The sequence below is a fragment of the Micromonospora sp. BRA006-A genome (assembly GCF_033433935.1).
In the GTDB taxonomy this organism is placed as follows: domain Bacteria; phylum Actinomycetota; class Actinomycetes; order Mycobacteriales; family Micromonosporaceae; genus Micromonospora; species Micromonospora aurantiaca.
Genome location: NZ_JANCLW010000001.1, coordinates 5,975,949 through 5,991,591, shown reverse-complemented (window position 1 = coordinate 5,991,591; position 15,643 = coordinate 5,975,949). Strand labels below are relative to the sequence as shown.

Genomic DNA, 15,643 nt, shown 5'->3' with positions numbered 1-15,643 from the left:
TCGGGCGCGGTGGTGTGTCCGGGCACAATGCGTTTCCCCCGGTCATCCCGCGCCGTTAGGGTCGAAACGTCTCCCACTCATTACTCCCATGGAGGTCGACCGTGGCCGCACTGCGCCAGTACCAGGGCGTCTGGCGGATCCCCGGCGCGCCGATGCTGCTGATCCTCGGCATCATCGGCCGGCTCGGGATCGGCATGACCCCGCTGGCGCTGCTGCTCGTCGTCGAGCAGGTCACCGGCCGGTACTCCCTGGCCGCCGTCGCCGGCGGCATCTACGCGCTCTCCGGCGCCGCGCTCAGCCCGGTCGCCGGCCGGATCGCCGACCGGGTCGGCCCCACCCCCGTCCTGCTGCTCACCGCGGTCACCCACCCGCTCGCCCTGATCGGGTTGCTCGTCGCCACCCGCTCCGACAGCGGCAACCTCGGACTGATCTACCTGGCCTCGGGCGTCGCCGGAGCCACGTACCCGCCGCTCACCGCCGCGATCCGGGGCGCCTGGAACGACCTCACCGCCCCCGCCACCGGCCGGGCGCACCTGCGCAACACCGCGCTCGCCGCCGAGACCACCCTCTTCGAGGTCGTGTTCGTGATCGGCCCGCTGCTGGTGGCCGGCTTCGTACTGCTCGCCGACGCCTCCGCCGCGCTCGTCGGCGCCGCGGTGGTCACCCTGGTCGGCACCGGCACCGTCGCGCTCGGCCGGGTCATGCGCGGCTGGCGTCCGCACCCGCGCGAGCACCACGCCCGGGGCCTCGGCCCGCTGCGGCTCGGCGGCTTCCCCGCGCTGCTGCTCTGCGTGGCGAGCCTCGGCATCGCGTTCGGCGCCTCCGGCGTCATCGTCCCGGCCTTCGCCGGGAACTCCGGCGCCGACGACCCGGAGAGCCTGGCCGGCGTGCTGCTCGCCGTCTGGGGCATCGGCAGCGCCATCGGCGGTTTCTGGTTCGGCGTACGCAAGCCCGCCGCCAACATGACCCGCCAGTTCGCCTGGCTGCTCGGCACCGTCGCGGGCAGCCTCATCGTCTTCGCGTTCATCCCCGACCCGATGGCGCTGGGCGTCGCGCTGGTGCTCGGCGGCGCGGCCATCGCCCCCGCGCTCACCCTGGAGAACACGCTCGTCGGGCGGATCACCCCGGCCGGCATGCTGAACGAGGCGTACACCTGGGTGGTGACCATGTCGGTCGCGGCGAGCGCCGCCGGCGGCTCGATCGCCGGCCTGATCATCGACCACGCCGGCGGCGTCCCCTGGGCGTTCGTCTTCGCCGGGGTGGCGGTCGCCGTCGGGGCCGCGGTCGCCGCGCTACCCGGCGGCCCGATCGCCCGGGCCGAAGCCACAGCGGTACGCGCCGAGCAGACGCTCGCCGCCTGACCGCTCACCCGCCGGCGGTCACCACCCGCTCCACCCCGGGCAGCCTCTCCACGGCGGCCCGGATCGGCGCCGGATCCTCACCCTGCGCCAGCAGCACCGACAGGACGACCCGGCCGTCGCCGTCCGGCCGGGCCGCGACAGTCCTGCCACCGCAGCGCAGCCCGGTGTCCCCGCGCGCCTGCCCGATCCGGTAGTCGACCTCCCCGATCTGCGACGACCCGGCGCCCGGCCGGAGGACGACGTCCAGCCGTACCGGAGGGTCGGCCTGACACGCGGCCGGCGCCGTGGCGGACGGGGTGACCGCGCCGCCGGCGGCCGGCATCGGCGTCGCCGGTCCGGACAGCGCCGCCATGGTCGCGGCGCCGCCGGTGACGGTCACCGCGGCCACCCCCGCCAGAACCGCGGCCCGTCGCCGGCTCCTGGCGCGCCCCCGTGCGCGCACCTCGGCCGCCGGGCTGAGCCGCAGCCCGGTCATGTCCTGCTCCAACTCCCGCAGAGCCTCACCAATGCGTGCCGACATCGACTTCCTCCTTGTCGTCGGTCAGTAGAACGGCGAGCGCGGCGCGGCCCCGGGACAGGTACGACTTGACAGTCCCCTCCGGCATGCCTGTGGTCCGGGCGATCTCCGCCACCGGCAGGTCGTGGAGGTGGTGCAGGACGACGACCAGCCGTTGCGCGTCGGGCAGTCGCCGTAACGCCGCCAGCAACGCCACCCGGTCCGGGTTGGGGCCGGGCGCCGGAGTCTCCCGGCCCAGCCGGGCCCGCGCGGCGAACCAGCGCCGCAGGCCGCGCCACCGGTTGGCCGTCAGGCGCCAGGCCACCGTCCGCACCCAGCCCTCCGGATCCTCGTACGCCCCGACGCGCGACCAGCGCTGCCAGGCCCGCGCGTACGCCTCCTGCGTCACGTCCTGGGCCTCGGCCAGGTCGCCGCAGAGGGCGTAGACGTGGTGCACGACCCGCCGCGCGGTCGCCGCGTAGAAGGCGTCGAAGTCCTCGGGGCCGTCCATGCCCACCTCCCGTGTCCGCTCTCACCACACGACACCCCGATGCGGCTCCGCCGGTTGCAGCCGGATCAGAGCGCTCCGGGTCGTACCCGATCCGGCGCCTTCACCCGGCCCTGCTGGTCGTGCGGACCCGTCGTCTGTGGGCCGGGCTGCTCGGTCACGAACGGCCGCGGCCAGGTGGTGCCGCTGCGGCAGAAGCTCCGGCACGAGCGTGAAGCGACCGGCCGACCCGGGCCGGGGCGAGTTGCAGGGCCGGCCAGGTCACCGCGACAAGAGCGAGTCCGTCGTACCGGTTGACCGAGGACCGGGCGGTAGGGGCGGAGCATCGCGGGGGTCATGGCTCCCACCCGACCTCATGCCCGGCCCGTACCCGAGGAAGTCGCCCGACGGCCGAAGAGGGCCGTGGCGTTCCGGCCCGCCGGTCGTGGCTGCACCGCGGTCTGTCGCGACGTCGCCGTCACGGTTGAGCGGGCCGGGTCGGTTCGCCGCCGTAGAGAGCTGCGAAGACGCGGTGCCGCAGGATCTCGTACTGCCGGCGGCATCGCCCAGGTGGGCCCGGCGGGCGTTGCTGGACCTGACCGCCGGCGACGACCTCCGGCGGCTGGAACTGGTCGGCCGTCAGATCGACCTCGTGGCCGTCGGCCAGCCGATTCCAGTAGTGGTAGCCGATCTTGGCGTCCCCGGCGAGGACCTCGCCCAGGATCAGCTCTCCACCCAGCAAGTCCTGAATGATCAGGGCGGTCACTCCGCATTGACCACGGGCTGGGTTGCCGGCGTGCCAATCCTGAACATCGTGCGGGTCGCAGGTATCCGCTCCCCAGCCGCTGCGCAGTACCGGCCGCAGCATCTCCAGGTCGATCGCGAGCGGGACTGATTGCTGGGCGGGCTCTTCGGACGTCATCCAGGAAGGGTCAGCCCTCGACCGGGTCGAGAGTCAAGAACCTCCCCGCCAGCGGGCGCTCATCAAGTGGTGCCCGGCACCGGCTGCCGGGGTGTCTGGTTCCACCACGTGTTCTGGCGGTTGGTCTAGCTTGTTGACACGATCTTGCGGGGTCGCTGTTGCGATGAGAGAAGAAACCTAGTGGTTCCTGGTCCTCTGAAGGCCGCTACGCGGGAGCTTCGCCGGGTGCGCTCGATGCGGCCCGCTGATCCTGCGGATCCCGGTGACCTGGCCGAGTGGCGGGAAGCCATGGCGAAGGCGTTGGACGATCTGGCCCGGGTGCTGCCGTTCGAGGCGGATCGCGGCGCTGCTCGCGGAGAGGCGGAAGCTGCCCGTACTGAGGCAGCGCGGTTGCGCGCGACCCGCCGTACAGCAAGCGGTGATCCAGTCCGCTAGCCGAACGTGGATCTCCGCATCGCTTCTACTCCACGGTTGCCTGAGCGGGTGGGTGCGAGACCGCCGCCCGGCCGTCGGTCGCCACACAGTAGTGACGAACGACGACCAGTGGCGACGAGGCCCGCGAGGCCAGACGGCGTGACCGATGCTCTGACCTGTCAGAGTGATCGAGCCTTACCTGTAGTTGGTGAACTGGAGCGCCAGCCCGAAGTCCTCGCCCTTGAGCAGGGTGATGACGGCCTGGAGGTCGTCCTTCTTCTTGCCGGTGACGCGGAGCTGGTCGCCCTGGATCTGCGCCTGCACGCCCTTCGGGCCCTCGTCGCGGATCTTCTTGCTGATCGCCTTCGCCTTGTCCGAGTCGATGCCCTGAACCACCTTGGCGTCGATCTTGAAGATCTTGCCCGACTGGCGGGGCTCGCCGGCGTCGAGCGACTTCAGCGAGATGTTCCGCTTGACCAGCTTCTCCTTGAAGACGTCCAGAGCGGCCCGGACCCGCTCCTCGGTCTCCGCCTGGAGGCTGATCGCCTCCTCTCCCGACCAGGTGATCTCGGCACCGGTGCCGCGGAAGTCGAACCGCGTCGAGAGCTCCTTCTCCGACTGGCGGAGGGCGTTGTCGACCTCCTGCCGGTCGACCTTGCTCACGATGTCGAACGACGGGTTCGCTGCCATGCTCATGCTCCTGCTGTCCGGCGGTCTGTCCTGGTCCGTCCCGCGCTGACCAGCGTGGGACCTCCTGACGGTACCCGGTTGCGGCAGTGCCGGGGGCAACCGCTATCCTTGCTTCCGCCGCCGCGTTGCGACGCGGTGGTGTGCCCTGGCGGGTTGCCCGAGCGGCCAATGGGAGCGGACTGTAAATCCGTCGCGAAAGCTACAGAGGTTCGAATCCTCTACCCGCCACCAGGTGCACAAAGAGGCCCCTGACCAGCGAGAACGCCGGTCAGGGGCCTCTTTCGTGAGTCTCGCTCGGTCCCGCTCGTACCCACTGAATCTCGCTGGCTGTGTCACATACGTGTCACCGGCTGGCCGGGCCTGGCGGTTGCCCTCACCATGGTCGGATGGCGTGGGAGTGGGTGTCGCCTCTGTTGACCGCTGCGGTCGGCGTGGCGGGAATCGCGGGTGGTGCTTGGACCGCATCAGAGGGGCGCAAGAGCCAGGCTGAGTTGCTACACCGCCAGGCTGACGGCGAGGCGCGGCGAGAGATCCGCGCAGAGAAGCGAGCCCTGTACGCCAGAGCTCTAGGTGAGTTGATGGCCTTCGCTGAGGCTTCCGTACGGCATCGGAATTTTGAGGAGAAGGGCTTCACGCTTGAAGACGGCTTCACGGAGGCGGACGAGGCGTTCGAGAAGCGCAAGGCGCAGTTGTTGACGGTAGGGCTAGTGGCTGCTGAGGTTGCGGTAGTTGCTGGGTTAGAAGTGGCTCAAGCGGTGTACGACGTTATTGACGAAATTTGTTCCATCTCGGCCAGCCGACCGCTCCCGGAACGGGTGTTCTCGAAGGTCATCGCAGCAATGCACAAAGACCTCTCATCAGACTCCATCCCCTGCGCACGGTGCGCCTCCTAGCTCTCCTCTTAATGCCGCCTCTACCCGGCGACGAGCTGCCTCCTCCTGACCGTAGACGCACTTCGCATAGACCCGCATGAGGACGTGGACGCTGTGTCCGGCCCACTCGGCGACCTGGGTAGCCGGCACCCCCGCATTGAGCCAGAGCGACACAGCGGCGTGCCGCAGGTCGTACGGCCGCCGGGCCAGCGGTGAGCGCTGTTGAGCCGGGGTGAGCACCTTTGCCCGCGCGTCGCGCCACGCCTTCCCGTAGGTGTTGTTCGGGATCGGTTGGCCGGCGGTGGGCACGTACCGCCCGCCGGGGCCGCGTCGGGTGACGAATAGCTTGCCGTTCGATCCCGGCGGGTACTCCTTGAGGTGGTGGTCGAGTAGCCGCACCAGCGGTGGCGCAACAGGCACGTCTCGGGTCGCGGCCTTCGCCCGATGCTTGAGCCCTCGGTCCTCGGTGGTGTCGTCTCCGTCGCCCCAGTCCCGACCTACGGCCACCGTCGAGCCGGTTAGGTGCAGCACACCCCACCCCCCAGGCTGGGCGGGTCGCTCGTACTCGTCTTCACGCAGGTGAAGCACTTCCTCGGGTCGCAGCGCGGCGTAGTACATGCACCCGAAGAACGCTTCCAGCTCGGGCACGCTCCGCCCCACCTCGGCAAGCAGCGCCCGCGCTTGATCGGGGTTGACTACCGCTCCCCGGTCGACCTCATCGGCCATCTTCGGCGCGGTCCAGCTCACCAGGGACATCGGGTGCGCGTCGAGTAGCCGCAGCTCAACGGCGTACTTGAGAGCACCGGAGAAGACGGCCCGCTTGCGGGCGATCGTGCTGGGCGAGGCGGGTGCTCCGTCCATCCGCAGGGCAAGCATGTCGAGCGCCTTCCGCACCAGGGCAGCGTCGGTGAGCGCCGTCAGGTCGACGGTGTTGGCCTTGAGCCAGCGCACGGCGGCGTCCAGGTGGGCGGGCGGCTCGCCACCGTCTCGGCGAGCCTTGTTGAAGACCCACCCGTAGAGCGCGGTCCGTATCGCCTTGTCGCTCGGCATGCCCCGGTCGGTCGCCAGAAGCGCCGGAGTAACGGTGGCCAGCGTCTCGGCGATGCCCTTGCGGTGCTTCGCCGACGCGCGCGGCCATTTCATGTCGACGTAGGCCACTGCGTGCTCGTACCACGAACGGGCGTTGAGCGCGCGCGCCATCGGCTCGGGTAGACCGCTGGCCTCATCGAAGGCGACGCCTTCCCGCTGAGACACCACCAGCTTGGATCGGAAGCTCTCGGCCAGTGCCCGAGTGGCGAACGTGTCACGGAACGGCCTGCCGGCCACCTTCCAGCGCACGCCGTAGGAGAAACCCTTGGTGAGCTGCCGTTTCTGAATGCTGTACACCCGTACGTCGTAGGTGCTCATGCTGCCTCTTCGTGGTCGTTGAGCCAGTTGTCCAAGTCGCGGCGGCGGACGTACAGGCTGCCGTTCGGGTACTTGATCGTTCGGGGAGCGCGGCCGGTGGCCTTCCAGCGGAAGAAGGTCGAGCGGGGTACGCGCAGTTCGTCCAGGACTTCGGCGAGGGTGAGCAGGTTCCCGGTGAGGGTGCGGCGGGCGGTGGTCATGGGCGGGTGTCCTCCCTCGGGGTGGCGTGGAGGTAGATGCGCTGGAACATCGGGGATCGGCGGTCGGGGTAGGGGCGGCTGACCTGCTGGATGTGCAGCACTTGGGCGATGGCGGCGAGCGCTGCGGCTGTTTCAGCGGGGGTGCCGTGCAGCCTGATTCGCACGGTGAGCGCCTTCCGGTCGGTGCGGGTCGCGTGTGGAGGGTGGGGGTGGTGGTGCGGCAGGACGGCGCAGAGCGGCCCGATGAGAGCCACGGAGACGCAAGATCCGTGCAGGGTTGGTGTAAGGCATAGGGCAGATCCGTCTGTGTGGCTCTCAGTGGGCCGTTTCGGGGGCTGTTGGCGGGCTGCCGTGGGTCGGGTGCGGCGGGAGAGGGCCGGGAGGCGGTGACACGGTGACAGCCGGGCGGTCGGGCGGGTGTTTGCACTGGTCAGACCGCCGTTTGTGCTGTCACCGAGTGGTGGTGACAGGTGGTGACAGCGGTGACAGCGGTCCGGGTGTGTCACCGCTGTCACCGCCCTGTCACCGGGTGTCGGTGACAGTGGTTCAGGGGGTGTGAGCTGCGGAAACGCTGCTGTCCGGGCCGGTTGTCACCGTGTCACCGCTCCCGGCGGCGAGTTGCGCGGCGCGGGGGTGGACTTCGTAGCCGCTGTCGGTGCCTCTGATCCAGCCGTGGGCGGTGAGCACGTCCAGAACGGCGGTCACGTCGGCGGCGCGGGGTAGCTGCCGGTGGCAGCGGCGGTGCAGCTCGCGGCGGGTGAAGGTGGTCATGCCCTTGGCGGTGACGATCGCGAGGACGCGGCGGGCGGTTTCGGTGGCGGTGTCGGCGGTGATCGCGGCGACGGCGGTCCGGTAGTGCGCGGCGAAGAACTCGGCGAGGCACACGGCGTCGGCCATGCGGTCGGCGTCGATGGGTTGCCGCCAGGCGTCGGCGGGGTGGTGGGCGACGTGCAGCAGCCCGGCCAGGCGCAGGGTCGCGCCGGAGAGCTTGTTGCCCCACTCGCGCATGTCGTGCAGGCTGCCGCCGGGGCGTAGCTCGGCTTCGACCTGCTCGGCGGCGGCCCGGCGCACCTGGCGGGCGTCGTCGGTGAGGACGACGACGGCGGGATCGGTCCATTCGGCGAAGGTGGCGGCCAGGTCGTGCACGCGGTGCCGGTACCCGGCGGTGACCTGCTCGGGCACCGGGGGTGTGTCAACAGGCCGGTAACCGGCCATCGACGCGGGCAGCGCGAACAGGAACCGGGCCGGGAGCCCTCGTCCGGCAAGCCCGGCGTTGCCGCCGAACTGGCGCAGCACCACCGGTTGCGCCATCACGCACACGGTCAGCGCGGGCTTGTCGATCGACGCGCCCTCGCGGGTCTGCCGTTCGTTGCTCATCGGCTGCCCGGCGTGGCCTTTGAGGTAGGGGTCGAGGTTGGGGGCACCGGAGTAGCGGCCGGCGAGGGTGTCGAAGATGCCGCCCTCGTCGCTGATGATGGCCATGCGTCCGCCGTTGGCGGCCATCAGGCCGATGAGGGCTTCGGGGGTGGCGTCGTCCACGATCAGCCTCGGGAGGCCGGGCACGGTGATGGCTTCGGCGGCGATGGCGGCGGCCACGGCTTCGGCGGCGGCGTCGTCGCGCTTGTGCGGGTCGGTGGCCTTCGCCGCTGCCGCTTTGGCCTGTTCGGCTTGCCGGTCGGCGATGTCGCGCAGCGCGGCGGCCTCGGCGATGCGCGGGCGCATGGCGTCGGCCAGGGTGGATTGGGCGGCGAACAGCGGCGCGGTCATCGCCCGGTGAACGGGTGACTTGCGCTCGCCGGGACCGGCGATGACAGCGGCGAAGATGTTCACCGGCTCCCGCCACCCGGCCACCGGCTCCACTTCGAGGCGTCCGCCCGCGCAGGCGGACAGCACGGCGACGGCGAGCGTGCCGGCCATCGCGGGATCGGTAGCGGTGAACCGGGCGACGCCGGTCACCATGTCGCCGAGCCAGCGGGGGAAGACGTCGACCGGGAACGGCGGCGGCGCGGTGTTCGCGCTGGTCAGGGGCACTGGAACATCCCACAACGGGGCGCCCGCGGCTTCCGGTTCGGTGGCGTCCGGGTGGTTGGTGACGAGGTGGAGGCGGGCGGTGCTCATGCGGCCACCTTTCGGGGTCGGCGGGAGCCAGCGGCTAGCCCGGATCGGATGGTGCGTGCGGTCTCGACGCGGCCGAGCCCGGCGGATGCTGCGGCTTGTTCCAGCACGCTTTGCGCGTCGGCCTTGGTGAGCGCGCCCCCGGCGGCGAGCTGACCGAGAGCCACGGCGGCGATGTACAGCGACCGGTTGCGCTCCCCCGCCGGAGCGCCGGTGACCCGTGCCGTCTCCCGGTCGATCGCGGCCCGCACGTACGCCCCTGTGCGGTCGGCGGGCAGGTCGACCACCACCGGGCGTTGCGGCGGCAGCGGCGCGGGTGCCAGCAGCGCGGCGAGCCACCCGGGCAGCGGCGCGGGGTCGGTGTCCAGGTCGACGGCGTACGGCCGCCCGGCCACGGTGGAGCCAGCAGCGACGACGTAGCCGCCGTGGGCGCGGGTGTCGACCATCGGGCCGAGCGTCCCGGCGGTGTTACGCAGCGCCGGACCGGTGTCGGGGTGCCGGTAGTACAGGTGGGTGCCGCCCCGGCCGGTGGTCACGGTGTAGGTCGGGTCGATCGTGGCGGCGTGCGCGGCGGCCAGCTCGGCGAGCGTTCGCAGCCCGTGCGGGCATCCCTCGTAGCCGGGCGGCATGGTCTGTCCGGGCTTGCGCACGTCCAGATCGACCACCACCAGGCCGGACGGCCCGCACGCGAGGCCGATGCCGTACGGGCGGGCCGACCACGCTCGGCGGATGCGGTCGGGGTCGGTGGTCGCGCGGGCCTCCCACCCGACGTGACCGGCCCGGCAGCGCGGGTCACGGCCGGTGCAGTCGTCGGCCGCATGGTCGGGGAACGCGGGCCGCTTGTCGTCCGGGCGCAGCGGGAAGACGCGCCACCCCCTGGCGGCGTGGCCGAGGGCGGCGGTGAGCAGGTCAGACATAGGGCGTCTCCTAGGCGGGTCGGCGGTGAGCGCGGGCAGCGTCAAGGTCGATCAGCGCGCCGCCCGGCTCCGGGCCGCGTGCGGGCCGCTTGGCGACGGCGGTGACAGTCAGCCGCAGATACAGGCGGTGGCGACCGGCGTCCGCGCCGGTCAGCGCCCGGCGGGCGCCGCGTTGGGTGAGGTGCCCGGCAGCGGTCAGGGCGGCGGTGAGGGCGTCCAGCTCGGCCGGGGTGCCGGTGAGCCACACCTCCGCACCGGACAGACGCGGATCGCGCGGTGACGCGCCGTCGCGGCGCGTGCCGCTCACCGCGCGGCCCGCCTCGGACGAGGCCGCGCGGTGATCGCGGCACGGGTGACGGCCTCGCGCAGGTCGCCGAGCAGCCCGACCAACTGGCGGCGGGCGGCCAGATCGCCCGGGGCGAGGGCGACCCTGACGCGCACCTCGGCGTGCTCCCGCCCGGCAGCGGTCCGGACGCGCACCAGCACGGCGCGGGCGTGACCGGGAATGTCGACCACGATTTCTGGTGAGCGGTGCTCGCCGAGGCCGCAGCGGTGGTCCCGTCCACACCACGGGGTGTGGACGTCGGGGCGACGGCGGTTCATCGGTGCGCCTCGGCGCGCAGCCGGTGCAAGACGTTGTAGACGCGCCGTCCGAGGCGCAGTCGCATGCCTCGGTCGCAGCGGCGGCAGGCGCGCGGCCGGTGGAGGATGCGGGTGGTGGTGTGGCCGGTGCCGGCGCACCGCTTGCAGGTTTTGAAGGGGATGACCCAGCACAGCCCGGCGTAACCGAGCGTGACCAGGGCGAGGATGGCGGCGGTGACGCTAGCGAGGGTGAGCAGAGGGTCCACAAGTGCCTCCCGGGCCGGTTTTCGGGTGTGAACGGCCGTGAGCTGCTAGCTACTAGCGGGCAGCTCATGATTCGGATCGGGTGCTAGCGGGGGTGCTAGCGCTAGCAGCACGGGCCGCTAGCGCTAGCACCCACGCGACGGGCTATCCGGCGGACCGCTTCCGGTCACGCTCCGCAATCGCGGCGAGCACGTCGGTGTGCTTGATGCCGCGCCGGGTGACCGGCTTGCCGTCGATGCGCCGACCCACGTCCGCGACCTTCACCGCCGGGTGGGGCTTGAGCGCGGTGGTGAGCTGCGCCGCCTCCCAACCCCCGTAGACGTCGGGCCGCAGCTCGGCCAGGAGGCCGCACAGGGTCTCGTTCCACGCGGCCTTGTCGTCGCCCGGCCACACGCGCGCCAGGTCGCCGAGCACGTCCGCCACGGGCGCGATGTCGCGGGTCTGCTCGTCCGGCTTGGGCAGCGTCCCGGCGGTCTGTCGCAGGGCGACGGCGCGGGTGACGATGCGGGCGGCGGCGGTGGTGTCGACGTAGAACGAGCGCACCGCCGACGCCTTCGGACCGAACCCGCGCAGGATGCCCCACCCGGCCTCAATGACCGGCTGGAACACCGTGGCGCGGTAGCCGTTCTTGTAGGCCGACGTGCCGAGGATCATGTCGTTGGCGGTCTGGTCGGCGACGGAGAGGCAGAAGCGGCTGTTGACGTTGCGGGTGATGCCGGTCGGGAGGCTGTCCTTGTCGGGGATCTGCGTGCCGATCATGATGATCACGCCGAGCGCCCGGCCGAGCTTGATGACCTTTTCCAGGAGTTCGCCTGCGTCCTTGCCGTACTTGCTGGTCATCAGCTCTTGCAGCTCATCGAACCACGCCACGAGCGGGTGCAGCCCGGACCCCTTGAGCGACGCCAGCTCGGGCGTGACCTTGTTCTCCGGGGCCTGGCCGAGGCGGGCGTAGTGCTCGATGCGCTTGGAGCGGCGGCGGCACTCCTCGTACAGCCACTCGATGAAGCCGAAGCAGCGGGCGAGGGTCTCGTCATCGAAGCCGTTGCCGTACTCGGCCATCACCGGCTCAAGGACGGCGAAGTCCCCGACGCCCTTGAGTTCGTAGCCTCGGATCTCGGCGCGCGGGTCGAGAGCGGCGGCCAGGATCAGATCCCGCAAAGCGAACGTCTTCCCGCTGCCGGGCTGACCGCCGAACAGGAAGTTGCGGAACATCAGATCCACCGCCACCGTGTCCAGGCGCGGGGTGGTGGCGAACGGGAACGCCTTGAACACGTCCACCTTCGCCGAGGCCGACAGCAGCGGCCACGGGGGCTGCTTCATCTGCGACGCAGGCTCGTAGCCGACCCACAACGCCAGCCGCCCGGTGTGACCGGCGGCCGGTTCGGGCCACACCTGATCCAGCGGAAGCCGCATGGCCGAGGCGAGCTTGCCTCGGCGGGCGACCACCTCGGCGGCCTCCACCCCGTAGGGCAGGTCGACCACGGCCAGGTGGCCGGGGCCGTCTCGGTGGATGTCCACCGGGAACGAGATGGCCTTGGGGTCTTTGGCGACCGCCGAGTTGATGCCGCTCATTTGCAGCGACGTGAGCGCCCGCCGCACGAGGTCGGCGGTGAGCTTGCGGTAGCGGGTGCCCTCGGTCACCCGGTCAGTGAGCGGCTTGTCCGCCGGACGGCCGAGCGTGGCCAGCAACGGCACCAGAGCCAGCAGCGCGGCGTAACGCCACCACACCGGGCCAAGCGCCAGCACCACCGCACCGGCCACAGTGGCACCTGCACCAGCGGCGAGCACCCACCACCGCCACACGGTCTGCCGCTGGCGGCGGGCGTCGAGCTTCATCCACGTGTCCGCGTCCCCTCGGGACGCGGCGGCCTGCCGTAGGTGCCAGTTGCCTTCCTCGGCGCTGGCCCAGTGCAGCGCCCGCCCGGCACCCCGGAACAGGCCCAGCGGCGCGTACACGGCCGTCTTCGCCGCGTACTTCGGCAGCCTGACTCCGTGGTAGGCGGTGACGTAGCCGGCGTCCTTGACCTGATGCCGGGCAGCGGCCCGCAGAGCACGCCACGACCTGGCCCAGTCGGCCAGGATCGGCCGGCGGTCCCGCTGCCGGGCCAGCACCTCACGGGGAATGTCGTCGGCGGTGTCGACCGGGCCGCCGTCGCGGTCCGGCCCGTCGTCCACACTCTCCGCATCGTCGGCGTCGGCGTCCGGGGCGTCGTTGTCGGCCGGGGGACGCGGCCGGGGCGTGCGGCGGGCGCGGGCGTCGTCCAGGTCGACCACCTCCGCATCCGGCCCGGTGGTGGTGGGGTCGGTCAGGTCACGCTCGGCGGCGTGCCAGTCGAAACGGTCGTCATCGGGGGCAGTCATGATGGGGGTTCCTCCGGTCATGGATCGGGTGGGTCCGGCGGCACGGCGCGGTTTGCGAGGCCAGGGCCGTGCCGCCGGGCGTGGGGGTCAGTTCTTGACGGAGACGCGGTTGCCGCAGTCGCCGCAGGTGGCGTGGGTGCGCTGGTTGTCGGTGGTGATGTCGCGCCAGTTGCTGTCGTTGCCGCAGGGCGGGCACCACAGCGTGGAGGTGCCGGTGGTGATGCGGCCGGTGGATCGGCCGATCGAGATGCGTGCCATCAGGGGTGTCTCCTTCGCGGGGTGGGCTGCCGGCGGGGGTGGGTTAGGCGGCGCAGAACAGGGCGGCGATGAACAGGAAGCCGTAGTGCCAGGACTGGTCGAGGGCGTACATGCCGCCGCCTCGGGTCAGCCAGTGCGGGTCTTTGCCGAGCACCTCGGCCAGGCGGCGCAGCGGGGTACGCCGGTCGGCGATGTAGTGCGACACCGCCGACACCGCCAGCCCGACCCCGACGCCCCACAGGTCCAGGCGCAGCCCGGTCGCCAGAACGACGGTGGTGAGGGTGACGGCGGCGGTGAGGGTGTAGGTGGCCACGTGCGCGGCGCAGGCGAGGCGGCCCAGCCACCCCGGCTCGCTCTTGCAGTCGGCCTGCCACTGGGTCTGGACCCAGTGATCGGCGACCTGATGCGCAACGTAGAGAGCGGCGAACACGGCGGCGAACACGGCAGCACGCGCGCCGGTCGGGTCTGCGAACATGGGTGGTCTCTCCTTGAGGTCGATTGGCTGAGGGGTGGAGGACCGGCGGCACGGCATCGGTTTGCAGGCCAGGGCCGTGCCGCCGGGCGGCGCTAGTCGTGGGTGCGGACGAGGTGTGCGAGTGCGGCGCCCATGCCGAGTACCGCGACCGGGAGGCAGGCGACGGCGGTGGTGATCCACCACGGGGCCGAGGTGACGCCGGCGGCTTCCAAGAGGTGGTAGGCGACCTGGCCGAGCGCGCCGACCAGGAGTGAGGCGATGGCGGACCACTTCGCGAAGCGGCGCGCCCGCTGCGGCACCCGGCCGGACAGCCACACGTACAGCGCGTACGCGCCGTAGGTCTCCACCCCGATCGGCAGGGTGATCGCGGAGTTGATGGAGAAGCTGTCCCAGATTCCCGGCAGCGGGTGCACCACGCCGAATCCGGTGAGTCCTCCGAGTCCGACCCACCCGGACCAGATCGCCACGAATGCCGGAAGCGCGAGCAGCACCACCGGCCACACCACCGCCGAACGCACCGGCGCGGGCGTCAGGGGCGGGGTGGGCGTGTCCGGGCGACTGACCGGCGTGGCCTCGTCGTCCGGCTCAGACGGCGTGATCTTCGGAACGGGCGTCGGGTCCACCGCCTCCGGGGCGACGGGTGCGGCGGGCTCGGGCACGGTCGGTGCGTCGGCCGGGTCCGTGGCGTCCGGGGCGGTGCTGTCGGCCGGCGGGGTCGCGGGCTCGGCCCTGAGCAGGGCCAGGAGTTCACCGGCCTTGGGTGCGCCGATGCGGAACTCGCGCATCAGCCGGTTCCGGGACGGGAACCGCTGCCCCTCGGGCAGGTCCAGCCCTCGGGCGGCGGGCAACAGGTCTTCGATGGGCTGCGGGTAGCGGGTGCCGTTGATCGTGGGGGCGGTCATGCTGCGTCCTCCAACGGATAGGCGCACGCGAGGCATTCGCCGAGCGAGCGCGGGATGTAGTAGCCGCGTACCTGCCGGCAGGTCGGGCAGGTGCGGCGGGCGAGCAGCGCGGCGCGGACCGCGCGGAGTTGGGCGGGTGTGGCGCTGCGCTTCGGGCGGGCCAGGTCGAGCCGGTAGAGGTAGGCGGTGCGGGTGCCGCCGATGCCGCGCCAGAGCACTTGAGCGGCGATCGGCTGACCGCCGGGGCGTAGGCCGGCGGCGGTCAGTTGGCGGCGGGTGGCGTAGCCGGGCGGGGCACCTCGCCACCAGTAGGTGGGGATGCCGTACCGCGCCCCGTCCGGATCGTGAAAGGCGGCGCGGATGCGGGACATCAGGCCGCGCGGTGCGGGTTGGTGCGGGTGTTCAGGTCGGCGGCGGCGCGGGTGACGCGGGCCTCGGCCCGGCGCAACCGCCGCCAGTCCAGCGGCGAGGGGCCGCCGTGGTCCTCGGCGTAGAGCATCGTGATCTCGGCGTCGAGTACGTCCAGTTCGGCGGCGATCAGCGGCCACTCCGTGTCGATCGCGGCCAGGTCGGCGGCGGTCGGCTCGGCGGCCACGGGGGCAAGGTGCTTCCTCACGAGAAACCTCCGGGAGAATCGCTGAAGTCGGGAAAGCCCCGGGGTGCGACCAGACCGGCGGCACCCCGGGACGAACAGAAATCAAGAGGCAGAAGTCCATGCCGCGCGCCGGATCCGGCCCGCTCGCCCCGCTCGCCCGGGAAGACACCGGGGTCGGCCACCGTGTGGCTCAAGGCGGGGATGCCGCAGACGGATCTACGCGGCGCTTCTGCTGTTCAGTTCTGAATGAACGACCACACGACCGGCCCGTGGGCGCGCAGCGCAGGCGCTGCCTTCCCCGGCTTCCGCTCGGCTTGTAGTACCT

The 15,643-nt window shown here is 71.8% G+C and carries 19 protein-coding genes, 1 tRNA gene and 1 pseudogene; 3 read left to right on the top strand and 18 right to left on the bottom strand.

What is annotated here, in order from left to right; all coding sequences use genetic code 11:
* The first annotated feature begins 101 nt into the window (after window positions 1-101).
* Window positions 102-1,361 carry an MFS transporter gene (locus tag NMK34_RS27380; RefSeq protein WP_318335749.1) on the top strand — a complete coding sequence of 420 codons (1,260 nt, stop codon included), beginning with the start codon at window positions 102-104 and terminating at the stop codon, window positions 1,359-1,361.
* Window positions 1,362-1,365: 4 nt separating this feature from the next.
* Here the strand turns inward: NMK34_RS27380 and NMK34_RS27375 are convergent, their stop codons facing one another.
* From NMK34_RS27375 to NMK34_RS27360, 4 genes are all read right to left on the bottom strand, one after another.
* Window positions 1,366-1,881, bottom strand: a complete 516-nt coding sequence (locus NMK34_RS27375) for a hypothetical protein (protein ID WP_318335748.1) — start codon at window positions 1,879-1,881, stop codon at window positions 1,366-1,368.
* The gene (locus NMK34_RS27370; protein ID WP_318335747.1) at window positions 1,862-2,368 is read right to left on the bottom strand and encodes a SigE family RNA polymerase sigma factor; all 507 of its coding nucleotides are present in this window, start codon (window positions 2,366-2,368) and stop codon (window positions 1,862-1,864) included. The genes NMK34_RS27375 and NMK34_RS27370 overlap by 20 nt, the downstream gene beginning before the upstream one ends.
* Before the next feature lie 454 nt (window positions 2,369-2,822).
* Window positions 2,823-3,266, bottom strand: a complete 444-nt coding sequence (locus NMK34_RS27365) for a hypothetical protein (protein ID WP_318335746.1) — start codon at window positions 3,264-3,266, stop codon at window positions 2,823-2,825.
* A 609-nt stretch (window positions 3,267-3,875) separates the two neighbouring features.
* Window positions 3,876-4,370: a YajQ family cyclic di-GMP-binding protein gene (locus tag NMK34_RS27360; protein ID WP_318335745.1), complete on the bottom strand. Its 495-nt coding sequence runs from the start codon at window positions 4,368-4,370 to the stop codon at window positions 3,876-3,878.
* 147 nt (window positions 4,371-4,517) lie between these two features.
* Here NMK34_RS27360 and NMK34_RS27355 point away from each other — a divergent pair.
* Both NMK34_RS27355 and NMK34_RS27350 read left to right on the top strand, forming a co-directional pair.
* Window positions 4,518-4,601 (top strand) — tRNA-Tyr (locus NMK34_RS27355).
* 155 nt (window positions 4,602-4,756) lie between these two features.
* Entirely contained in the window at window positions 4,757-5,263 is a 507-nt protein-coding gene (locus NMK34_RS27350; RefSeq protein ID WP_318335744.1) for a hypothetical protein, read from the top strand.
* On the opposite strand, the gene NMK34_RS27345 is transcribed toward NMK34_RS27350, so the two are convergent.
* From NMK34_RS27345 to NMK34_RS27280, 14 genes and pseudogenes are all read right to left on the bottom strand, one after another.
* Window positions 5,228-6,649: an integrase gene (locus NMK34_RS27345; protein WP_318335743.1), complete on the bottom strand. Its 1,422-nt coding sequence runs from the start codon at window positions 6,647-6,649 to the stop codon at window positions 5,228-5,230. The two genes, NMK34_RS27350 and NMK34_RS27345, sit on opposite strands and share 36 nt — an antisense overlap.
* The gene (locus tag NMK34_RS27340) at window positions 6,646-6,849 is read right to left on the bottom strand and encodes a helix-turn-helix domain-containing protein (RefSeq protein ID WP_318335742.1); all 204 of its coding nucleotides are present in this window, start codon (window positions 6,847-6,849) and stop codon (window positions 6,646-6,648) included. Before NMK34_RS27340 ends, NMK34_RS27345 begins: the two co-directional genes overlap by 4 nt.
* A complete protein-coding gene (locus NMK34_RS27335) occupies window positions 6,846-7,013 on the bottom strand; it encodes a hypothetical protein (protein WP_318335741.1) in 168 nt (55 codons plus the stop codon). Before NMK34_RS27335 ends, NMK34_RS27340 begins: the two co-directional genes overlap by 4 nt.
* 382 nt (window positions 7,014-7,395) lie before the next feature.
* On the bottom strand, window positions 7,396-8,967 hold the full coding sequence (locus NMK34_RS27330; RefSeq protein WP_318335740.1) for a YfjI family protein: 1,572 nt from the start codon (window positions 8,965-8,967) through the stop codon (window positions 7,396-7,398).
* A pseudogene (locus tag NMK34_RS27325) lies at window positions 8,964-9,908 on the bottom strand (bifunctional DNA primase/polymerase); the annotation flags it as partial. The gene NMK34_RS27330 and the pseudogene NMK34_RS27325, both read right to left, overlap by 4 nt.
* A complete protein-coding gene (locus tag NMK34_RS27320; RefSeq protein ID WP_318335738.1) occupies window positions 9,892-10,188 on the bottom strand; it encodes a hypothetical protein in 297 nt (98 codons plus the stop codon). The pseudogene NMK34_RS27325 and the gene NMK34_RS27320, both read right to left, overlap by 17 nt.
* Complete coding sequence (locus NMK34_RS27315) at window positions 10,185-10,484, bottom strand: hypothetical protein (RefSeq protein ID WP_318335737.1); 300 nt, start codon at window positions 10,482-10,484, stop codon at window positions 10,185-10,187. Before NMK34_RS27315 ends, NMK34_RS27320 begins: the two co-directional genes overlap by 4 nt.
* Window positions 10,481-10,729, bottom strand: a complete 249-nt coding sequence (locus NMK34_RS27310; RefSeq protein ID WP_318335736.1) for a hypothetical protein — start codon at window positions 10,727-10,729, stop codon at window positions 10,481-10,483. Before NMK34_RS27310 ends, NMK34_RS27315 begins: the two co-directional genes overlap by 4 nt.
* A gap of 142 nt (window positions 10,730-10,871) precedes the next feature.
* Window positions 10,872-13,088 carry a cell division protein FtsK gene (locus tag NMK34_RS27305; RefSeq protein WP_318335735.1) on the bottom strand — a complete coding sequence of 739 codons (2,217 nt, stop codon included), beginning with the start codon at window positions 13,086-13,088 and terminating at the stop codon, window positions 10,872-10,874.
* Between the two features lie 87 nt (window positions 13,089-13,175).
* Entirely contained in the window at window positions 13,176-13,346 is a 171-nt protein-coding gene (locus tag NMK34_RS27300; RefSeq protein WP_318335734.1) for a hypothetical protein, read from the bottom strand.
* 43 nt (window positions 13,347-13,389) lie between these two features.
* The gene (locus NMK34_RS27295; RefSeq protein WP_318335733.1) at window positions 13,390-13,821 is read right to left on the bottom strand and encodes a helix-turn-helix transcriptional regulator; all 432 of its coding nucleotides are present in this window, start codon (window positions 13,819-13,821) and stop codon (window positions 13,390-13,392) included.
* A gap of 92 nt (window positions 13,822-13,913) precedes the next feature.
* Window positions 13,914-14,723 (bottom strand): ABC transporter permease, encoded by an 810-nt coding sequence (locus tag NMK34_RS27290; protein ID WP_318335732.1) that lies wholly within the window; start codon window positions 14,721-14,723, stop codon window positions 13,914-13,916.
* Window positions 14,720-15,094, bottom strand: a complete 375-nt coding sequence (locus NMK34_RS27285) for an RRQRL motif-containing zinc-binding protein (RefSeq protein ID WP_318335731.1) — start codon at window positions 15,092-15,094, stop codon at window positions 14,720-14,722. Before NMK34_RS27285 ends, NMK34_RS27290 begins: the two co-directional genes overlap by 4 nt.
* On the bottom strand, window positions 15,094-15,339 hold the full coding sequence (locus NMK34_RS27280; protein WP_318335730.1) for a DUF6284 family protein: 246 nt from the start codon (window positions 15,337-15,339) through the stop codon (window positions 15,094-15,096). Before NMK34_RS27280 ends, NMK34_RS27285 begins: the two co-directional genes overlap by 1 nt.
* Window positions 15,340-15,643: the final 304 nt, after the last annotated feature.

Bases quoted from the DNA above. Each gene is read 5' to 3' on its own strand.
- NMK34_RS27300 (WP_318335734.1), bottom strand. From the start codon at position 13,346: ATGGCACGCATCTCGATCGGCCGATCCACCGGCCGCATCACCACCGGC.
- NMK34_RS27375 (WP_318335748.1), bottom strand. From the start codon at position 1,881: ATGTCGGCACGCATTGGTGAGGCTCTGCGGGAGTTGGAGCAGGACATG.
- NMK34_RS27340 (WP_318335742.1), bottom strand. From the start codon at position 6,849: ATGACCACCGCCCGCCGCACCCTCACCGGGAACCTGCTCACCCTCGCC.
- NMK34_RS27360 (WP_318335745.1), bottom strand. From the start codon at position 4,370: ATGGCAGCGAACCCGTCGTTCGACATCGTGAGCAAGGTCGACCGGCAG.
- NMK34_RS27295 (WP_318335733.1), bottom strand. From the start codon at position 13,821: ATGTTCGCAGACCCGACCGGCGCGCGTGCTGCCGTGTTCGCCGCCGTG.
- NMK34_RS27365 (WP_318335746.1), bottom strand. From the start codon at position 3,266: ATGACGTCCGAAGAGCCCGCCCAGCAATCAGTCCCGCTCGCGATCGAC.
- NMK34_RS27345 (WP_318335743.1), bottom strand. From the start codon at position 6,649: ATGAGCACCTACGACGTACGGGTGTACAGCATTCAGAAACGGCAGCTC.
- NMK34_RS27305 (WP_318335735.1), bottom strand. From the start codon at position 13,088: ATGACTGCCCCCGATGACGACCGTTTCGACTGGCACGCCGCCGAGCGT.
- NMK34_RS27370 (WP_318335747.1), bottom strand. From the start codon at position 2,368: ATGGACGGCCCCGAGGACTTCGACGCCTTCTACGCGGCGACCGCGCGG.
- NMK34_RS27350 (WP_318335744.1), top strand. From the start codon at position 4,757: ATGGCGTGGGAGTGGGTGTCGCCTCTGTTGACCGCTGCGGTCGGCGTG.
- NMK34_RS27290 (WP_318335732.1), bottom strand. From the start codon at position 14,723: ATGACCGCCCCCACGATCAACGGCACCCGCTACCCGCAGCCCATCGAA.
- NMK34_RS27285 (WP_318335731.1), bottom strand. From the start codon at position 15,094: ATGTCCCGCATCCGCGCCGCCTTTCACGATCCGGACGGGGCGCGGTAC.
- NMK34_RS27330 (WP_318335740.1), bottom strand. From the start codon at position 8,967: ATGAGCACCGCCCGCCTCCACCTCGTCACCAACCACCCGGACGCCACC.
- NMK34_RS27315 (WP_318335737.1), bottom strand. From the start codon at position 10,484: ATGAACCGCCGTCGCCCCGACGTCCACACCCCGTGGTGTGGACGGGAC.